The organism is Rothia sp. HMSC061C12 (assembly GCF_001815755.1).
GTDB classification, from domain to species: domain Bacteria; phylum Actinomycetota; class Actinomycetes; order Actinomycetales; family Micrococcaceae; genus Rothia; species Rothia mucilaginosa.
The window spans coordinates 144,539-164,154 of record NZ_KV821867.1 but is presented as its reverse complement, the minus strand read 5'-3'; the positions used below and the strand labels follow the sequence as shown (position 1 = coordinate 164,154).

The 19,616-nt window shown below is 61.7% G+C and carries 11 protein-coding genes and 1 riboswitch; of the genes, 6 read left to right on the top strand and 5 right to left on the bottom strand.

Annotation, left to right across the window (positions count from 1 at the left end):
- Positions 1-103: 103 nt before the first annotated feature.
- Positions 104-2,044, bottom strand: coding sequence for an excinuclease ABC subunit UvrC (gene uvrC, locus HMPREF3055_RS05170; protein WP_070738355.1), 1,941 nt, complete (start codon positions 2,042-2,044; stop codon positions 104-106).
- 150 nt (positions 2,045-2,194) lie between these two features.
- Complete coding sequence (locus tag HMPREF3055_RS05165) at positions 2,195-2,875, bottom strand: lysophospholipid acyltransferase family protein (protein ID WP_044150489.1); 681 nt, start codon at positions 2,873-2,875, stop codon at positions 2,195-2,197.
- A gap of 630 nt (positions 2,876-3,505) precedes the next feature.
- Between HMPREF3055_RS05165 and HMPREF3055_RS05160 the strand changes: the two genes are divergently transcribed.
- The 4 genes from HMPREF3055_RS05160 (at position 3,506) to HMPREF3055_RS05145 (ending at position 8,790) form a co-directional block, all read left to right on the top strand.
- Positions 3,506-5,923 carry a nitric-oxide reductase large subunit gene (locus HMPREF3055_RS05160; RefSeq protein ID WP_070738354.1) on the top strand — a complete coding sequence of 806 codons (2,418 nt, stop codon included), beginning with the start codon at positions 3,506-3,508 and terminating at the stop codon, positions 5,921-5,923.
- 2 nt (positions 5,924-5,925) lie between these two features.
- Positions 5,926-6,768, top strand: coding sequence for a transposase (locus HMPREF3055_RS05155; RefSeq protein WP_005509140.1), 843 nt, complete (start codon positions 5,926-5,928; stop codon positions 6,766-6,768).
- A gap of 285 nt (positions 6,769-7,053) precedes the next feature.
- Entirely contained in the window at positions 7,054-7,827 is a 774-nt protein-coding gene (locus HMPREF3055_RS05150; protein ID WP_005506196.1) for a slipin family protein, read from the top strand.
- A 252-nt stretch (positions 7,828-8,079) separates the two neighbouring features.
- Positions 8,080-8,790 carry a YoaK family protein gene (locus HMPREF3055_RS05145; RefSeq protein WP_158676578.1) on the top strand — a complete coding sequence of 237 codons (711 nt, stop codon included), beginning with the start codon at positions 8,080-8,082 and terminating at the stop codon, positions 8,788-8,790.
- A 457-nt stretch (positions 8,791-9,247) separates the two neighbouring features.
- Here the strand turns inward: HMPREF3055_RS05145 and HMPREF3055_RS05140 are convergent, their stop codons facing one another.
- The 3 genes from HMPREF3055_RS05140 to HMPREF3055_RS05130 form a co-directional block, all read right to left on the bottom strand.
- Positions 9,248-11,005 (bottom strand): bifunctional hydroxymethylpyrimidine kinase/phosphomethylpyrimidine kinase, encoded by a 1,758-nt coding sequence (locus HMPREF3055_RS05140; protein ID WP_083318013.1) that lies wholly within the window; start codon positions 11,003-11,005, stop codon positions 9,248-9,250.
- Positions 10,994-11,192: riboswitch (TPP riboswitch) on the bottom strand. (Overlaps the previous gene by 12 nt.)
- 222 nt (positions 11,193-11,414) lie before the next feature.
- Positions 11,415-13,163: an ABC transporter ATP-binding protein gene (locus HMPREF3055_RS05135; protein WP_070738353.1), complete on the bottom strand. Its 1,749-nt coding sequence runs from the start codon at positions 13,161-13,163 to the stop codon at positions 11,415-11,417.
- Between the two features lies 1 nt (position 13,164).
- A complete protein-coding gene (locus HMPREF3055_RS05130) occupies positions 13,165-15,045 on the bottom strand; it encodes an ABC transporter transmembrane domain-containing protein (protein WP_070738352.1) in 1,881 nt (626 codons plus the stop codon).
- A 394-nt stretch (positions 15,046-15,439) separates the two neighbouring features.
- Between HMPREF3055_RS05130 and HMPREF3055_RS05125 the strand changes: the two genes are divergently transcribed.
- Positions 15,440-18,040 carry a DEAD/DEAH box helicase gene (locus HMPREF3055_RS05125; RefSeq protein ID WP_070738351.1) on the top strand — a complete coding sequence of 867 codons (2,601 nt, stop codon included), beginning with the start codon at positions 15,440-15,442 and terminating at the stop codon, positions 18,038-18,040.
- A 93-nt stretch (positions 18,041-18,133) separates the two neighbouring features.
- Complete coding sequence (locus HMPREF3055_RS05120) at positions 18,134-19,585, top strand: alpha/beta fold hydrolase (RefSeq protein ID WP_049341330.1); 1,452 nt, start codon at positions 18,134-18,136, stop codon at positions 19,583-19,585.
- Positions 19,586-19,616 lie beyond the last annotated feature (31 nt).

Here is a 19,616-nt window from a genome sequence, read left to right as displayed (position 1 = left end):
ATGACGGTTTCCTTCAATTATGACACGTTTGTTAAGCGCCATTACGAGGCGGGGTGCTGCGTTCACACCCCGGGCGGGCCTTCACTCAGCGCCAGCCAGAGGATTAGGTCAGCGCCGCCAGAATCTTCTGAGCCAACGCCGGACCAATACCCGGCACCGCCGTCAGCTCCTCGGCGCTCGCCTGCTTAATCTGAGCCACCGACCCGAAGTGCTTAATCAGCGCGGCACGCTTCACCTCGCCCAAACCGGGCACCTCATCCAGGGCGGAGGCGACCATCGCCTTACCGCGCTTGGAACGGTGGAAGGTGATAGCGAAACGGTGCGCCTCATCGCGGATGCGCTGCACCAGGTACAGCGCCTGCGAGGTGCGCGGTAGCACGACCGGGTAGTCGTCGTCCGGTAGCCACAGTTCCTCCAGGCGCTTAGCGATGCCGGCAACGTACACATCCGTAATGCCCAAATCGCTCAACGCGGCGGAGGCGGCAGCCACCTGAGGCGGGCCGCCGTCCACGAGCACCAGGTTCGGCGGGTAGGCGAACTTCGCCGGCTCGGGCGTGGAGGCGTCAATCTCGCCGGAGTGCACGGGGGCTGCTTCGCGCTCCGCCTGCTGCGCCAGATGCCTCTTGAATCGGCGGGTGATGACGTCGTACATACTGGCGGTATCGTCACGCGCGGCGTCGCCGGTAATGCTGTAGGTGCGGTAGGCGTTCTTCGCGGGCATGCCGTCCTCAAAGACGACCATGGAGGCAACCACGTTCGTGCCCTGCACATGCGAAATGTCGTAGCACTCGATGCGCAGCAGCGGGTCGGGCAGCTCCAGCGCCTCCTGCAGCTCCACGAGGGAGGCGCTACGGGTGGTCAAATCACCGGCACGGCGGCTCTTGTGCAAGGTCAGCGACTGGCGCGCATTCTCGGCGACCGTCTTCATGAGCTCTGCCTTGTCGCCGCGCTGCGGGACGCTAATCTCCACGGGCCCGCCGCGCACCTCCGCCAGCCAGGACGCCAGCTGCTCCTTATTCTCGGGCTCCACCGGCACGAGCACGGAACGCGGAATATCGTAGCTGTTCAGGCTCTTCTCGGCGTCCTTCTGGGAGGCGAGGCTCGCCGCGATATCGCTGTACACCTGCGCGATCAGCTGCTCGATGAGCTGCGCGTCGGTGCTGTCGTTGACCTTCTCCACAATCCAGCCGCGCTGGCCACGAATCCTGCCGCCGCGCACGAAGAACACCTGAACGGACGCCTCCAGGTCGTCCTCCGCGTAGGCGAATAGGTCGGCATCCACGGTCGCGCCAAGCACCACGGCGTTACGCTCAAACGCCTTAGTCAGCGCGGCAATATCGTCACGAAGAATCGCGGCGCGCTCAAAGTCCATATCAGCTGCGGCGGCTTTCATTTCCGCGGTCAACTGGGCGATATGCTTCTCAGCGCCACCACCCATAAACCGGGTCAGCCCGCGCGCCAACTTGCGGTGCTCCTCGGCGCTAATCTTGCCCACGCACGGCGCCGCGCACTTATCGATATAGCCGAGTAGGCACGGCCGGCCGCTATTCTTTGCGCGGTTAAACACGCCGTTCGTGCAGGTACGCACCGGGAAGACGCGCAGCAGCGCATCCAGGGTTTCACGAATCGCCCACGCCTGCGAATACGGGCCAAAATAGCGCACGCCCTTACGGCGCTCGCCGCGGGTCACCATGGCGCGCGGGTACACGTCATTGACGGTAATCGCCAGGTACGGGTACGACTTATCGTCGCGGAACGCAATGTTGAAGCGCGGCGAAAACTCCTTAATCCAGGTGTATTCGAGCTGCAGGGACTCCATCTCGCTCGCCACCACGGTCCACTCAACGCTCGCCGCCGTATGCACCATAGCGTAGGTCTTCGGGCTCAGCGTCTGCGGGGACGCAAAATAGCTGTTGAGGCGGTTGCGCAGGTTCTTCGCCTTGCCCACGTAGATGACGCGGCCGTCGGCATCGCGGAAACGGTAAACGCCCGGGTCGGTGGGGATTTCGCCGGGGGCGGGGCGGTAGCTGGAAGGCTCTGCCATGGGTACTTTCTCCTCGCTCTACTGGGCTGCCGGGGTCATCTCAGGCTCGCGCATACGACAAACCGCGCATCCTACACCCATCTCCCCAATGCGCGGGGGTTGGTGCGTGAATGCGCGGTTTAAGTCTACGCGGTTCAGGTGGCGTGTGCCCTAGCCTGCGTCACGTGCGGCTGAGGGCGAAACGTTGTACTCATGCTTGCGCGCCTGACCGGACAGCTGAGCAATCTCGTCCATGATCGTGTCGGTGGTGACGCGGCGCTGCTTGCCGGTCATCTTCTCGCCGGTCTTCTCAAAGTAGAGCGGCTTACCTACACGAATCGTGAAGCGGCGCGGGTAAATCATGTTCGAGCCGGGCTTCTGCAGGCGGTCGGTGCCAATCAGACCAACCGGAACCACGGGTGCGCCGGTCATGTGCGCCAGCCACGCCACACCAATCTTGCCGCGGTACAGGTAGCCGTCGCGGGAGCGGGTGCCCTCGGGGTAAATGCCGAAGACCTTACCCTCCTGCAGCTTCTCCAGGGCAATGTCGAGCGCCTTGAGCGACTCGGAACGGTCGGAGCGGTTCACGGGAATGATGTCCACGGCTTCGAAGAATGCCTTCATCATCTTGCCGCGCGGGCCGGGGGTGTTCACGTACTCAGCCTTGGCGAGGAACGCAACGCGGCGCGGCATCATGGCAGAAATAATGATGGAGTCCAGGAAGGACAGGTGGTTGGAGGCGACAATCACCGGGCCGGTGGCGGGGAAGTTTTCGAGTCCGGTCACGCGGGCGCGGAAGACGGTGCGCAGGATTCCGGTGACTGCTTTCTGGGTGGATTTGTAGAGAAGCACGTGAACTCTCCTGAGGTGCCGATAGATTGCGGGCTGTGGCGGCGGTCCGCCGTGGATGCGGGGTGAGTGGCCCCTTCTGAATATACGCCGCCAAAGAGCACAAAATCTGTACTGCGGTAACCTGTGCCGCAAAAAATTTGTACTGTGTTTAGTAGCGTCGGGTTTTATTATTCCACACCCGAGTGTAGGCACGTGAGGGGTGCCGCGCTCCCCTTCCACATGCTGGGATGCGCCTCCCGTCAACGACTTCAGCGAGAACCTCAGCAGGAGCTCAAGTAGGAGCCGAGTAGAACCCCCGATAGAGGGAACCTGCACAACTTCCACCCCGGCGCATCCTCCCCCGTTACAGGCGGGGAAGTGGCACGGAAGCTAAGGGTTCAACCTCAACGTAATATTTCAGGTTTTCCGCCTGATTATTACTGATTTCCCCACCAAATAGCCGTGTCACATTATGACGCTACGTCAGCAAAGTTTCGTAAATGCGCATTTAATATGCAAAAATGAGAGCAGGGTGGGCTGTCGCACCTCCCTCAAGGACGATTCACCCTGAACATAGTGAGCCGCCCCTCCAGCGGATGTGCGTCGGGACCACTCCACCTACAAATTCCACGCACACTGGAGACATACACTATGGCTACAAAACCCGTCTCGCGTGCGCAGGCAGCAAAGATTGCCCGCCGCTCAGACACGGTCGGTGCCTATGCCGGAAAAGGCTGGGTACAGGCTGTTGCGTTTGTGATGCTCCTGGGCTTCACCATCATGGCAGTCCTTGCAATGCGCACCTACGCACTCTCCATGCCGCTCCCCGATAAAATCGTCGGCAACGACGGCAAAACTATCGCAACCCAAGAACAGATCCTGCACGGTCAGGAACTGTTCCAGGGACGCGGCCTGCAGCAGTACGGATCCGTCCTCGGCCACGGTGCCTACCTCGGCCCCGACTACACTGCAGAATACCTGCGCCTGACCACCGATGCTGCCGTCAAGGAGTACCGTGAACAGGGCAAGCAGGACCCCCGCGAACTCGTCAAGAACGAGTGGCGCAAGGAGAACAAGTACGACGAGCAGACTAAGACCATCACCTGGTCCGCTGGTGAGACCAAGGGCTACCAGCTCATGCTCAAGCACTACCGCGAAACCCTCATGAAGGGTGACACCTCGCAGGGCCTGTTCCCCAACGCCATTAAGAACGACGAAGAACTGCACGACATCGTCGCATTCTTCGGCTGGACCGCATGGGCATCGGCGGCAGACCGCCCCGACCAGCCCTACTCCTACACCAACAACTGGCCCTCCGAACCCAACGTGGACAACAAGCCCACCGCGGATCTGATGGTCTGGTCGGCACTCTCCCTGATTGCCCTCATCGGTGGTACCGGTCTGATGTTCGCCATCTACGGCCGCTGGTCCCGCGCTATCGGCTGGCACGCGGAAGAGGCACCCGTCCTCGACTTCCGTCAGCCCGACGAAGTTCGCCTGACCCCCTCGCAGAAGGCAGCCTGCATGCTCTTCGCAACGATCCTGGTGCTGTTCCTGCTGCAGGCTCTGGTGGGTGCGCTCACCGAGCACTACCGTGAAGAACTCACCGGATTCTTCGGTATCGACATGGGCCAGTTGCTGCCCTACACGGTATCTCGCACCTGGCACCTTCAGCTCTCCCTCTTCTGGACCGCAGGCGCGTTCCTGGCGGGCGGTATCTTCATCGCCCCGCTGATTACCCGCCGCGAACCCAAGAAGCAGGGTCTGCTCACCTACGTTCTCATCGGCGCCGTGGTCTTCGTGGTCCTCGGCTCGCTGCTGAACGAATGGTTCTCTCAGAAGGGCCTCATCCCCAAGGAATTCACCGGCTTCTTCTCGCAGCAGTGGGAGTTCCTGGACCTGCCGCGATTCTTCCAGATCCTGCTCACCGCGGGTATGTTCATCTGGATCGTCATCGTCTGGCGTACCCTCTCCGCTCGCCTGAAGGGCTCGAAGAAGACCTCCCTGCCGTGGCTGTTCCTCTTCTCCGGCCTCGCCATCCCCATGTTCTACGCGGTCGGCCTGCTCGCAGGTCAGCGTACCCACGTGACCGTCGCCGAATTCTGGCGATTCTGGGTGGTTCACCTCTGGGTGGAGGACTTCCTCGAACTGTTCACCACCGTCATGGTGGCGTACATCTTCGTGCTGCTCGGCGTGGTCCGCGAGCGCATCGCGATCTCCATCATCATGATGGACGCCGTGCTCTACTCCGTCGGTGGTGTGATCGGTACTCTGCACCACACCTACTTCGTCGGTACCCCCTCCGAGCAGATGGCATTCGGTGCGTTCTTCTCCGCAGCTGAGGTTATCCCGCTGACCTTCCTGACCGTTGAGGCGTGGGGCTTCATGCAGCTGGGTGCTCGCCAGTACTCCAACCGCACCAAGCCTTTCCCGCACCGTTGGGCTGTTATGTTCCTGATTGCTGTGGGCTTCTGGAACTTCCTCGGCGCGGGCGTGTTCGGCTTCCTGATCAACCTGCCGATCGTGTCCTACTTCGAGATTGGTACCGCGCTGACCGCAAACCACGCACACGCATCCATGATGGGTGTGTACGGTATGCTCGCGATCGCGTTCGCGGTGTTCGGTCTGCGCTACCTGCTCCCGGAGAACAAGTGGCCTGAGAAGGGTCTGAAGTTCTCCTTCTGGACCCTGAACATTGGTCTGCTGTGGATGTCCTTCATCTCGCTGCTGCCGCTGGGTATTGCTCAGCTGTACAAGTCCGTTGGTGAGGGCTACTACGAGGCTCGTTCCTTCGCGTTCATTCACGACGGTGCTTCCGCCGTGATGGGTTGGATGCGTATGCCCGGTGACGTGATCTTCCTGGTCGGCATTATCCCGCTGATTAAGCTGGCGCTGCTGGGTATCAAGGAGATCTTCTCCAAGAACGCTAAGGAAACCGTCCTGGAGCTGCCCGAACCGCCGCTGTACGAGGTGGTTGAGGACGCTCGCATCGCAGAGTTCGCCGGCACTAAGGCTGCCGAGGAACTGCCCGAGCAGACCAGCCCCTACCGTAGCGATCGTCGAGGCTAACCATGCCTGAGCAGATTGCTGGAGTTTCTTTCCTCGTGTGGCTGGCCTGCGTGTACGCGCTCGGCCTGGTCGCCGTGGGTTGGGGCTTCGATATTCTCGCCAAGCGCACCAGCCAGCGCATGGTGGCGGCGCGAACCTTCGGGTTCACCTACCACCAAGAGAGCGACGCGTGGCTCTGCCCCGAAGACCAGTGGCTGTGGGCGACCGCATTCGACTCGGATAACCGAGTGATGCGTTACCGCGCCAAGCCCAGCGTGTGCAACACCTGCCCGATTAAGGACAGCTGCACCGTCTCGGCGAACGGCCGCGAGCTCACCCGCGAAGTGGATGAATGGCCCTACTCCGAGTCGGGTCGTTTCCACCGCGGACTGGCGGTTGCTGTCTCGCTGCTGGGTGTGGTCATCCTGATTGGTGCCGCCATCGTCTGGCACTCCCCGCTGGAGCTTCTGGTGGAGGGTGCCGCCGCGGTGGTCTGCCTGTCACTGACCTACCCGCTGGCTGTGAAGCTCATGCGTTCCCCCGCGAACTTCGAGAACGATCCGAAGCATATTCACGCATCCACCGCTGACGAATCGGTGAACGTGAAGATGGACCGTTTCGCGGCGAAGTGGGGTGGCGTTTCGAATGAGCGTAAGCGCCGTACCGAGCAGACCCGCAAGCAGATGATTGCGGATGCAACCCTGCCGGTTCGTACCTCTGCCCTCGACCCGGACCGCCCCGCATGGAGCGGTACCGGCACCTCGGTTAAGCGACTGCACAAGACCACGAATGAGGTCCTGCAGGAGCAGAACCTGGCTGAGGTTGAGGCTGCCGAAAAGCTGGCAGAGCAGATGGCGAAGAAGTAGCGCTGCACAAGTTTTTCCGTTCCGGCGGCTGACCGGTTGATTGGTCCCGTCTGTTAGCTTCGGCGGCGACCCCGTGTGGATTTCTCTTTTATTCCTCTTTTGAGTTTTCCATGCGGGGTGCCGCTAAAGCACCGACCGCCGCGATGTGCGCCGGGACGGAAAATTCCCCTCCCCAAACTCCCTAAAACTTAGCCCGGTACCGGGCACCCCTACTACCTGCACCGTACGAGGCGCGGGCAGGTGGGCACACATACCGTCCTCCCCCAATATTTGTGAAGGAAAACCATGGATCCCGTCACTTTGGCAACTATCCTCATCCCAGTTGCCGTCATTGTTCTTTTTATTCTGATTCGTATGTTCCGCGTCATCCCCGAATACGAGCGTGGCATCTCTTTCCGCTTCGGTCACCTGCGTTCGGAGCTGAAGCCCGGCCTGAACGTCGTCTTCCCCCTCGTCGACTCCCTGCAGCGCGTTGATATGCGTGTTATCACCCTGACCATTCCCCCGCAGGAAGTCATCACCAAGGACAACGTTCCCGCCCGCGTGAACGCCGTGGTCCTCTTCCGCGTGACCAACGCCAAGAACGCCGTGCTTGAGGTTGAGAACTACCCGATTGCCACCAGCCAGATTGCGCAGACCACCCTGCGTTCCCTGCTCGGCCGCGTTGACCTGGACACCCTGCTCGCACACCGCGAGGACCTGAACGAGGACCTGCGCTCCATCATCGGTTCGCGCACCGAGCCGTGGGGTATTCAGGTGGAGCTCGTCGAAATCAAGGACGTTGAGATTCCCGAGGCTATGCAGCGCGCCATGGCTCGCGAGGCTGAGGCTGAGCGTGAGCGCCGCGCAAAGATCATTTCGGCACGCGGTGAGCTGGAGGCCTCCAGCGAGCTGAAGGAAGCATCCGACATTCTGAGCCAGTCCCCCGCCTCCCTGCAGCTGCGTTACCTGCAGACCCTGCTGGAGCTGGGTGCCGACCAGAACTCGACCGTGGTCTTCCCGCTGCCCATGGACGTGATTGGTCCGCTCGTGGGTGCACTCAAGGGCGAGAGCAAGTAAGCTACTCTCCCCGAGCTAAAAACCGAATAGTATGCAGGCCCCGAGCAGACACCTGCTCGGGGCCTTCGCTTTAACAGGGGTTACCCGGCGGGGTGCTTATCCTCTCCGGTACCCTGCTGACTTATGCCGTAGCATGGAACCAGCGGCATTACTGCTACGCACAGACCCACCCACCGTGAGAGAAGGCGCATGCTACACCACCTCCGCGAGATGCTACACCGCATCCCAGCACCTCGACGCTACGGGCGCGTCATGGCTCTGCTCCTCGCCTCCCTGGGCGGCGCAGTGGACGTCTTCTCGCACATCCACTATGAAGCGCTCGTTGCCACGCAGACCGGTAACTTTATTCTGCTCATCGCCGATCTGCACCGTGACGCACCGCATGTGGTGCACCTGCGCTGGCTCTCCGTTATTCTTTTCAGCTTCGGGTATCTGGCAGGGCATTTCATTCATGATCTACTCGGTCAACGTGCCCGGATGAGACACTGGCGCATCGGCACACTCCTGCCGTTCCTTCTGGTCTGCTTCGCGGTACCCTTCATGGATAGAACTCTGAGCAATAGCTTTCAGGTGGGCGCGCTGGCGTTCACCGTCGGTCTGATGATTCACGCCCTCGCGGATACACGCATTGGCGAAAACCCCTTTTCGCTCTTCATGACCAGCGGCAACTGGCGCAAAATGCTCAGTGCCTGGTACACCGCCGGTTCGCTGTACCTCACGCGGAAAACCCCCGACGGAGACACAAAAAATGAGGCGAAGGCACAGCGCCGTACGGCTCTGCTCAAAGCCATTGATTACTCTCTCGTAGTCGCCTCTTTCATAGCTGGCGTGATTCTCATGGCGCTTGTCACCCGATGGTTTGGCGTATTTTCCATCTGGTTGGCGGCGCTGATCGCGGGCGCTGCGTTCTGCTTCGGCTACCAGGCGGAAAAGAAAGAGGTTCGTGAGAACCAGGGCGCATAAGATTCACCCAATCTGCGGCTATAGACGAGGGCAGAGCAGAAAACAGAACAGCAAAATATCCCGTGCAGATGAGAGTATCTGCACGGGATATTTCTATGCGGGATTTACACGCCACACGCTTTCAAACGAAGCCCCGAAAACTGGGAAGGAAGGCGTTTGGCCCGCCGCGGGGGTTGGATGAGGTGGTTGCGACGGGCCAAACTGGTCGGTTACACGCCGTAGAGGTGCGGGCGCGGCAGGTACATCAGCCAGTTGGGTGAGGGCCGGAATCCTGCCGCTAACGGTTTTCACCGACGCCTTAAGCATAACCGGCAAGGCACCCGAACCGGCGGCAGGTTGAGTGAAGCATCAATCACCCATCTCACGCCATGCCGGGGCGGTATTCAGCCCCAAAATCGGCACCTAAAGCACCGGCGTCCCAAACCCCGCGCGAGCCTCTAGCGCAGCGCCCGACGAACTAACGCAATGCTCGGTGTGCCTGGTCAAAGAACTCACGCTCGTACACGCACGCCGACAGGTACGCCCGCGCCGCACGCACACGCTGAGCCGGTGAAGCCGCCTCAAACGCACGCTCCACCTCCGCGAGGCTACGCGCCACGTCGGCGGCGAACTCTTCGCCACCGTACATACTCAGCCACTCCGCGTACGGGTGGTCCGCATGATTCTGCGAGGAGAGCACAGCGCCCACCTCTTCGTACAGCCAGTAGCAGGGCAAGATAGCGGCGGCACCGACCACGTAATCATCACCAGCGGCGGAGGCACGCAGGAAATTCGTGTACCCCATCGTAATCGGCGAGGGCCCACCCAGACGCGCACGGTTCGCCAGCCAGCCCTCGTGCAGCTGCGATTCGGCGGCAATCGCCTCATGCGCACCGGCGGCCCAGTGCACCTGCGCCTCAGCGGCATCAGCACGTGCCGAGAGAGTCGCGAGCGCACGCGAATAGTCGCGCAGGTAAAGGGCGTCCTGGTCCAGGTAGAAGGCGAACAGGTCCTCGTCGAGGGTTCCGTCACCGAGGGCACGCACGAAGGGCAGGTCCAGGATCTGGTGCCAGGTTTCGCCACCGGCTGCCCAGAGGGCGGCGGTCCAGGGACCGGCGGGCTTTACGACGGCTTCACCGGCGGGCACGGGGCTGACCGGCAGCAGACGCTCCGGGCTGGTGCCGTCCAGAGTATTGCCCTCAGAGTCGGTGGTGGCGAGCAGGTGATGCCACGGGTATGCGGAGGCGGCAGCCTCCAGGCGGCGGGCACGGGCGGCGTGGTCCACCGGGCCGTGGCCCTCACCGGAGCCGACCTGTAGCCCGGCACCTGCGGCAATGGATTCGTGGAGCCAGCGGGTGCTCCACTGCAGGGCGCGGTGGGTGTCTTCGCTGGTCAGAACGCTCTGCTCTGCGGTGTGTTCTGCGACTTCGGCGTGCTGGAGCAGCTCCACTCCCAGGCGGGTTGCCAGCGAAGAGGATAGGGAGCATCCGGTGCCGTGCGTATTGCGGCTGTCCAGACGCGGGGTGCGCACGTGCGCGCAGGTGCCGTCCGGGAAGACCGCGGTGTTACCGGCGTCCTGACCACACAGGTGGCCGCCCTTCACAATCACGGTAGTTCCGGTCGCCGCCGCAAGGTTCGCCGCCTGCTCGTGCGCCTCATCGAAAGTCTGGGCGGGCTCCTTCTCACAGAGCACGGCAAGCTCCGGAATGTTCGGGGTAATCACATTCACGAGCGGCACGAGATCGCGCAGCGCCTGCTCCGCTTCCGCCTGCAGCAGGCGGTCACCGCTGGAAGCAATCATGACCGGGTCGAGCACAACCACGGGCACCGGATGCTCGCTCAGCCAGGTGCGGACGGTGCGGATCGTGTCTGCGTCGCCGAGCATGCCGATTTTCACGGCGTCAACCGTGACGTCATCAAAAACGGCGGCAAGCTGCGCGGTCAAAAATTCCAGGGGCGGGGTGAATACTTCACGAACCCCGCACGTGTTTTGGGCGACCAGTGAGGTAGTCACGCACATGCCGTAACCGCCGGATGCGGCAATGGACTTGAGGTCCGCCTGAATACCTGCACCGCCGGAGGGGTCGGTTCCGGCAATGGAGAGAACCCTCGGCACCCGAGCTGCCTGAGGTACCTGAGCTGTCTGGGGTGCCCGGGAGGTTCCGGAGGCGCTCGCGCCGGGTACAGGGTTGGTAGTGGGTGCGCACGCGGGCGCGGTAGGCTGCTCTGCCATCATCGATAATCCCTTCGCTAGTTCGAACTAGAGCAGGTTCAATGGGTGATTCTCTCAGCCTTGAGTGTTCTTACACCGTTTCGTGCGCCCACTGTGCCGTAGCTCTTCGCTGTGCCGTAGCCCTTCGTTGGGCGGTCAGTTGGGCGGGTTAGCGGGTCGCGGGCGTCTCAAGGCACCCCATATCGCTCTGCCAGGTTATCACAATGATTCTTAGTAACTGAAAGTTTTGCGGGTGACAAGTGAATCTCTCCGAAATTTTCGTTTGAGTCCTGCGTTACTGCAAGGGCTCCCCGCCGCCGATTTCAGTGCACCCTTGTACGGAAACCACCCGTTAAACACGTAGTGCCCGGCACCGCTTCACGCAGTGCCGGGCACTATCAGCCGGGCTTCTCCTCCGGGCTTAGGTCAGAGCTTAGGTCAGGGCGAAAATCTCTGCCGGTGAACCCTCCGCAATGATCCTACCCTCGTGTAGCAGGACCGCACGGTCAGCCAGCGAGGCGATACGCGCATCGTGCGAAATGATCAGCACCGCACGGTTCGCCAGCACGGCGCTCAGGGACTCGGTTGCGTCCGCGAGCTCCAGCTGGGTGGTGGACTCGTCCAGAATCACGGCGTGCGGGTCAGCAAGCACAATACGTGCCAGTGCCAGCTGCTGAATCTGATCGCGAGTCAGCGGCGAATCCGCGCCGCTCACGACAGTATCCATGCCCTGCGGCAGGTCGCGCCACCAGCGGGCACCGATAGCGTCCAGCGCCTCGCGCATCTGCTCGACGGTTGCATCCGGCACGACCACCGTAAAGTTATCGGCGAGAGTACCGAAGAAGACGTGCGCTTCCTGGGTGCAGACCAGCAGGCGCGGGCGGCCGTCGGCGGCGGCATCGGTCGGGAAGTCGCCGTGACCGACCGGGCGACCCATCACGGTGATGGTGCCGTCCAGGGCGGTCAGCGAACCACCAATCAGACGAGCCAGGGTGGTCTTACCCGAACCGGAACGACCCACCAGGGCAAGCGCCTCACCGCGGCGAATCTTCAGGTTGATGCCTTCCAGAACGAGGGCGTCCGGCGAGTAGCCGTAGGAGACGTCGGTGCAGTCAATGGCGTACTCCGGGTTCTTCACGGCTTCATCAGACACGGCGGCGAACGCTTCGGCGCGGTGCTGTGCACGCGCCTCACGCTGCTTCTTCGCCAGGGAGACCACACCGAACACGCGGCCCATGTTCACGAGCATGATACGCAGGCTGCTGACGTGGTGGTTCAGCATGTCGGCGAGGGTTCGCAGGCTGAAAACCATGACCGAGGCGGTCGCTACGGCGCCCCAGCTTGCCCAGCCGAGAGCCACGCAGGCGGCACCCCAGAGCATGCACAGAACCGTGGGGATCCAGGCGTTGATAGCGTCCACGGTGAAGTACAGCTGGCGGATGCGCACCATGCCCAGCTGCGCGGCGAACTGGCGCTTGTTCTCGCCGGCGAAGGCGTCTTCGCGGGCGGTGTGAACGCCCAGCTCACGGATCGTGGAGGTGCCGCGAATGTTCTCGGTCAGCACGCTGTTGAGGTCGCTCACGCGCTCCTGGGTGGTCTGGTTGCGTGCCGCCATGAGCGGCAGCATCTTCGACATGATGAGGGCAAGACCGGCAATCATGGGTAGCATAATCAGGCCCATAGCCGGGCTCACAACCGCTAGCGAGATGGTGGAGATCAGGAAGTACAGCAGCACGTAAATCGCGCCGAGCAGGTCCTCACTGACGGACTTGGCTGCCGAGGACAGGTCGTCGGTCACGCGGGTGAGCAGGTCGCCGCTGCCGGCTTCTTCCACGGTGCGTGCGTCCAGGTCGAGGGTGCCGTCGAGGGTGTCCTGGTTGGCGTCACGGGTGACGAGCGCACCCAGTCGCGCCGCGCTGTACGAGGAGACCATGAGGGTTATTGCCTGCACGATGAACGCCGCCAGGATAATCAGAATCGGCTGCCACGGGTAGCTGGAGAACTTGCCCGCCACCACGTCGTCCACGGTGGCACCAATCTGCAGGGGCACCACCGCACCCATGAGGGTACTGACCATGTAGATGACGAAGGTGTAGAGGGCTCGCCCCTTATGCGCCGCGAGGTAGTTCCACATGCGGCGTGCCACGTAGGCGGGGGTTTCGATGGGGAGCTGCTTTGCCATGCTAGTTCACCTCCTGATTCTGAGTGGTTTCAGACTGAGTGGTTTCCGGGTAGCCGTCGCGTTCCATGCGGCGGGTCGTCTCCGCGGTTGTGGAGACAACGTAGACCTGCTCCAAATCCTGTAGCAGGCCGGGGTAGCCGACGGGCAGGCGGTCGCTACCGATCTGGGTTTCCATCGCATCGTAGATGTAGCGCTGGCTGGGTTCGTCCACGGAGTTCAGCGGCTCGGTCAGGATGAGCACCTGCGCGTCCTGTGCGAGTGCGCGGGCGAGCGCCAGACGCTGACGCTGACCACCGGAGAGGTTCGCGCCTTCGCTGGTGATGCGGGCGGCGAAGTAGTCTTCGGGGTTGCGTCCGCCCAGTCGGTAGGCGATTTCGCGGGAGTCGGTAATCTTCAGCAGTTCCTCATCCTTTGCCTGTGCCAGCTCCTCGTCGGGGTTCGGCACGGTGCCCAAGCGCAGGTGCTCCTGCAGGGTTCCCGCGAAAATCATGGGGTTGGGTTCGCTCAGCAGCACGCGGCGACCGGTTGCGTCCTTGAGGTCCTCTCCCCCGCGTCGCAGGGTGCGGGCAAGCGCCTCGGCGTAGTCTTGCGCGGTGAGGTTGTAGTCGCGCGGGTTGACGTACACGATGCGCGGGTTGCTTGCACCGGCGGGGGCGACGGGTACGGGCACCTCGAGGGTGCTCGCCTCGACTGCCTGTTCGGCGCGTGCCAGCTGCGCCATTTCTTCGTCGGTGCGCGGGCTCTTCAGCACGCCCTGGCGTACGCCCGCGTGACCTTCGAGGCGGGCGACCTTGGCGAGCGCAATCTTGGCGTATCGCCATGCGGTGAGGAAGTTCTGGGTAATCCAGATGGGGCCGCCCATCATCGCGATAATGGAGGCGACGGTCACCAGGGACGCGGCGGGCGTATCGGATACCCAGCGGCCGTTTTCGACGTGGCCGGTGAGGGCGAAGCCGATGCCGAGCAGGGTCACGGCGCCACCGAGTAGCGCGCGGATGAGGAACATCCAGCGGTGCGTCTTTTCGTAGCGCATGTAGCTGTCGAAAACTTCGTCGGTACCGCGGTGGTAGCGTTCACGCATCTGTTCTTCGGCGCCGAGGCCGGCGATGGTGCGCAGACCGGTGGCGATGTCGGAGGCGCGTGAGGAGGCTTCGCCGTCCTTTTCACGGTATTCGCCGATTTTGGATTCGAGGAAGGTCGAGTACCAGGCGATGACGCCGACCACAATGAGCGTGCCGATAAGGGTGACGACCGCGGTGACGGGGTTGATGAGCCAGAGCTGCACGGCACCGAGGGTCGCGATGATCATGGCGTTGACGAATAGCGGCAACGAGAAGTAGACATCCGTAATGCGGCGTACGTCTTTGTTCATGACGGTGACCGCTTCGCCGGAGTCTACGCCAGCGCGGGTGCGCCCCATGAGCCGGTTGATGTAGATACGCCAGTCGCGGCTAAGTTCCGCGCTGAGGGTCATGGAGGTGCCCCAGCCGAAGAACTCATTAATCACGATGAAGGTGATGGCTGCGACGACCACCCAGAACATGGGCCAGGCGTCGGGGGCTTTGCCGGCGATGTGCTGGTTGATGAATTGACCCACCATGACGGGGATAAGAATCGCACCGGTACCCGCGGTGGTTTCACCCGCGACGGGGATTGCCCAGCGGTGCCAGGGGTATTTGTGTCCGGGCGCGGTGACTCGCAGGGCGAGGCGCTTTTTGAGGGCTTCTTCTTCGGCCTTGCGCAGTTCGCTGCCGGTTATTTCCGGTGCAGATTTTTTCTGAGCGGCTTTTTCCTGCGTGGTTTTGTTATGCATGGATTCTTCATGCGTAGCTTCTTCACGCGCGGCGTTTTCTTGTGCCTTGTCAGCGTTGTATTCAGTCATTCAACGTCTCTCCTTTCTCTTACCCTATTCCTTTATCAATGTGGCACGCAACACTATTTACGCAATAGATGGGCGTGTCGTCATTTATGCAACTTATTTTGGGGCGTGTATCGACCGCACAGTATGGTCCGGCATCAATCGGCGGACTTGAACCTAGGCGGTAATTTATGCGGCATGGAACCCTGCGGTGTGAGGCTCTGCAGTGTGGAGCCCTGTGCCTTTGACCTTCTGAGCGCCAGGTTGTGCATCACTGCATCTAAAACGCTTTATTCCACCCTACCTGAACTTTAGGTTTTCCCGCATTAGAGCACGCGACTTTGCACCTATGCCGAGTTGTTCCCTCGTAACGATAACGCCCCCGCGCCCGCCCTATTCCCGATAGACTGGAATCCTCATGAGTATTTTGAATTTTCTTTCTCCCACGCTGGGTGAGAATCCCGGCGACTACAATCGACGCGATTTTAAGGGCAACCCCCTCACCGCCGAAGAAATCTATGAATCCTTCACCGAGTGGATTTCGACCCGCGGCATGACCCTGTACCCCGCCCAGGACGAGGCCGTTCTGAGCATTGCAGCCGGACATAACGTGGTGCTGGCAACCCCGACCGGTTCCGGTAAGTCCACCGTGGCTGTTGCCGCGCATTTTACGGGCCTGGCGACCGGTCAGCGCTCCTACTACACCGCCCCCATTAAGGCGCTGGTGTCTGAGAAGTTCTTTGACCTGATCAATATTTTTGGCGCCGAGAACGTGGGCATGATTACCGGCGACTCCGCCATTAATACGGAGGCGCCCATTATCTGCTGCACCGCGGAAATTCTCGCCAATATTGCCCTGCGCGAGGGTAAGGATGCGGACCTGTGCCAGGTCATCATGGACGAGTTCCACTTCTACTCTGACCCGCAGCGCGGCTGGGCGTGGCAGCTTCCCCTGCTGGAGCTTCCGCAGGCGCAGTTCCTGCTGATGAGCGCAACCCTGGGCGATACGACTCGCTTCCAGGAGGAGATGACGGCGCTGACCGGTCGTGAGAGTGACCTGGTGGCTCACTCCGAGCGTCCCATTCCGCTGCATTTCTACTACTCCACCACCCCGGTTCAGGAAACCGTGCAGGAGCTCGTGCAGACCAAGCAGACTCCGGTCTACATTGTGCACTTCTCGCAGAAGGCGGCGCTGGAGCAGGCGAACGCGCTGCTGTCGGTGGCTATTGCTTCGAAGGAAGATAAGGAACGCATTGCAGAGCTGATTGCGAAGTTCCGTTTCGGTCCGGGCTTCGGTAAGGCGCTGAATAAGCTGGTGCGTGCCGGTATCGGTATTCACCACGCGGGCATGCTGCCCAAGTACCGCCGCCTCGTGGAGCAGCTGGCTCAGGAGGGCCTGCTCAAGGTCATTTGCGGTACCGACACCCTGGGCGTAGGTATTAACGTGCCCATCCGTACCGTACTGATTACGGCGCTGTCGAAGTTTGATGGTGCCCGTAGCCGCCGTCTGCGTGCCCGCGAGTTCCACCAGATTGCTGGACGTGCCGGCCGCGCCGGTTTTGATACCGCCGGCACCGTGGTGGTTCAGGCACCCGAGCACGATATTGAGAACGCTCGTCTGCTGGCTAAGGCTCAGGCGAAGTTCGGTGACGACACCAAGCGCATTAACCAGTCGCTGTCCTCCAAGCGTAAGAAGGCGCCGGAAGGCTTCGTTGGCTGGTCCGAGAAGACTTTCGACCAGCTAGTAGAAGCCGCCCCGGAGCCGCTGACCTCCTCCTTCGACATCACCCACTCGATGCTGCTGAACCTGATGCACCGCCCGGAGAACCCGGTCATTGCCGCATACCGCATCATTCAGGAGAATCACGAGAGCCCCGCGCGCCGCCGCGAGCTGCTGCGCAAGGCAATCGGCATCTACAAGGAGCTGCTGACCGGCGGCGTGATTGAGCGAACCAACACCCCGGACGAGCACGGATCCTACCTGCGCCTGACCGAGGACCTGCAGGATAACTTTGCCCTGAACCAGCCGCTGTCCGCTTTTGCGGTCGCCGCGCTGGAATTGCTCGACCCCGAATCCCCCAGCTACGCACTGGACGCGCTCTCCCTCATCGAGGCGACCCTGGAATCACCGAACCAGGTGCTGTACGCGCAGGAACGCAAGGCGAAGAACGAGCTGTCGGCACAGTTGAAGGCGGACGGTGTGGACTACACCGAACGCATGAACGAGCTGGACAAGGTCACCTACCCGCAGCCTCTGGCGGAGCTCATTGATCAGGCGTACACGACCTACAAGCAGTCCGCGCCGTGGGTTGCACGTTTTGAGCCGCGCCCCAAGTCGATCGTACGTGACATGTACGAACGCGCAATGGGCTTCAACGACTTCGTGCAGTACTACTCGCTCGAACGTGCCGAGGGTGTGCTTCTACGTTACCTCTCTGACGCGTACAAGGCGCTTCGCCACACCATCCCCGATTCTGCCGTGACCGACGAGCTCGACGACATCATCGAGTGGCTCGGCGAACTCGTGCGCCAGACCGACTCCTCCCTGGTGGACGAGTGGGAGAAGCTGGCTGCCGGCGAAGACACCGCGACCATTGCCGCCGAGCACGCCTCCATCGAGGAGGAAGAGCCTCCCGCCGTGACGAAGAACCTGCGCGCCTTCCGCGTGATGGTGCGCAACGCCCTCTTCCGCCGCGTGGAGCTCTTCGCTGATGAGCGTGACCGCGCCCTGGGCGCTCTGGACGAATGGTGCGGATGGGATGCCGACCGCTGGGCGGACGCCATGGACGACTACTTCGACACCTACGACGACATCTACACGGACGCCGACGCGCGCTCGCCTCGCCTGGTCAGTATGGATGAGGACACCGCCGCTCACCCGGGCGTGTGGAAGGTTCAGCAGAGCTTCGCCGACCCCGAAGATAACTTTGACTTCGGTATTCGTGCCGAGGTTGATTTGGCGGCATCCGATGAGGCGGGGTACCCGGTGCTGAAGATTCTGAGCGTGGGCGAGTTCTAAGGCTCCAACTGAGACTCCGATTGAGACTCCGCCCGAGGCTCTGCCACGATGTTGCCCGTAGTGGGCTAGAATACAGAGTATCTATCTATTTGAATGAAAGAAGGTTCACCGTTGACCGTTTCTTCGCTTCCCAAGGTTGAGTACCGCAAGGGTTCGGTCGTCAAGCACGACGGCTACGAGATTACCGACCACTGGTTCCAGGTTCCCCTGACCCACGGTCTGATTTTCTCCAAGGGCAAGGATGCCGCTCTCTCCTCCCGTTTCGCGGACCAGACCATCACCGTGTTCGCCCGCGAGGTTGTGAGCACCAACGAGACTCTGACCGTTTCGGCTGATAAGCGTCCTTACATTGTGTACCTGCAGGGCGGCCCCGGTTTCGGTTCGCCGAAGACCGGCTCCATTGGCGGCTGGATTGCTGAGCTGGCGAAGTCTCACCGCGTGGTTCTTCTGGATCAGCGCGGTACCGGCATGTCTTCCCCGCTGTCTGCTCGCAACATCACCGCTGTGGGTGACGCGCAGGTTCAGGCTGAGTACACTGAGCTGTTCCGTGCGGACTCCATCATTGCTGACGCGGAGGCTGTCCGCGAGGTGCTGCTGGCTGACCGTGCCGACAAGCGCTGGTCCACCATTGGTCAGTCCTTCGGTGGCTTCCTGACCCTGTCCTACCTGTCGTTCGCACCGCAGTCGCTGCGTGACTGCCGCATCACCGCGGGCCTGGCGCCGATTCGCACCTCCGTGGACAACGTCTACCAGCACACCTTCGACCGCATGAAGGAACGTGTTGAGGAGTACTACAGCTGGTTCCCCGAGGACGCTGAGCTCGCTACCCGCATTGCTGAGCACCTGCGCACCCACAAGGAGTACCTGCCCACCGGTGAGCGTCTGACCGATCACCGCTTCCAGATGGCCGGCCATTTCCTGGGTGGCCGCTGGCGCGAGCGCGGTCTGCACTACTTCCTGGAGACTGCTTTCGCTGAGGGTAACGACCACCTGTCCGATCAGTTCCTGACCGCTATGGGTGCCGAGGTGACCTTCCAGGCGAACCCGCTGTACGCCCTGATGCACGAGACCATTTACGCTGACGGCCCCGCTGACGGCGTTCTGCCCGGCATCCCCGGCTACGAGCTGTCCCCCTCCCCCGCGCCGACCAACTGGTCTGCTGCTCGCGTGGCGGCTTCCCGCCCCGAGTTCGCACCGGATGCGGACCGTCTGCTCTTCACCGGCGAGCACATCTTCCCCTGGTACTACGAGGAGGATCCCTCGCTGCGTCCGCTGGCTGAGGTTGCAAACCTGCTGGCTGAGAAGAAGGACTGGGGTCGCCTGTACGACCACGCACAGCTGCACAAGAACGAGGTTCCCGTGGTGGCTGCGGCGTACAACCCGGACGTGTACGTGGACTTTGAGCACTCCATGGAGACCGCTCGCTGGGTCGGCAACACTCAGGTGTGGACCTCGAAGACCCACCACCACGACGGTTTCGGTTCTGACTCGCTGACCATTCTGGGTCACCTGAAGAACATGCTGGCTGAGGTTCACAACCAGTAATTCTTCTGAAATATCTCTGATATAGCTAAAG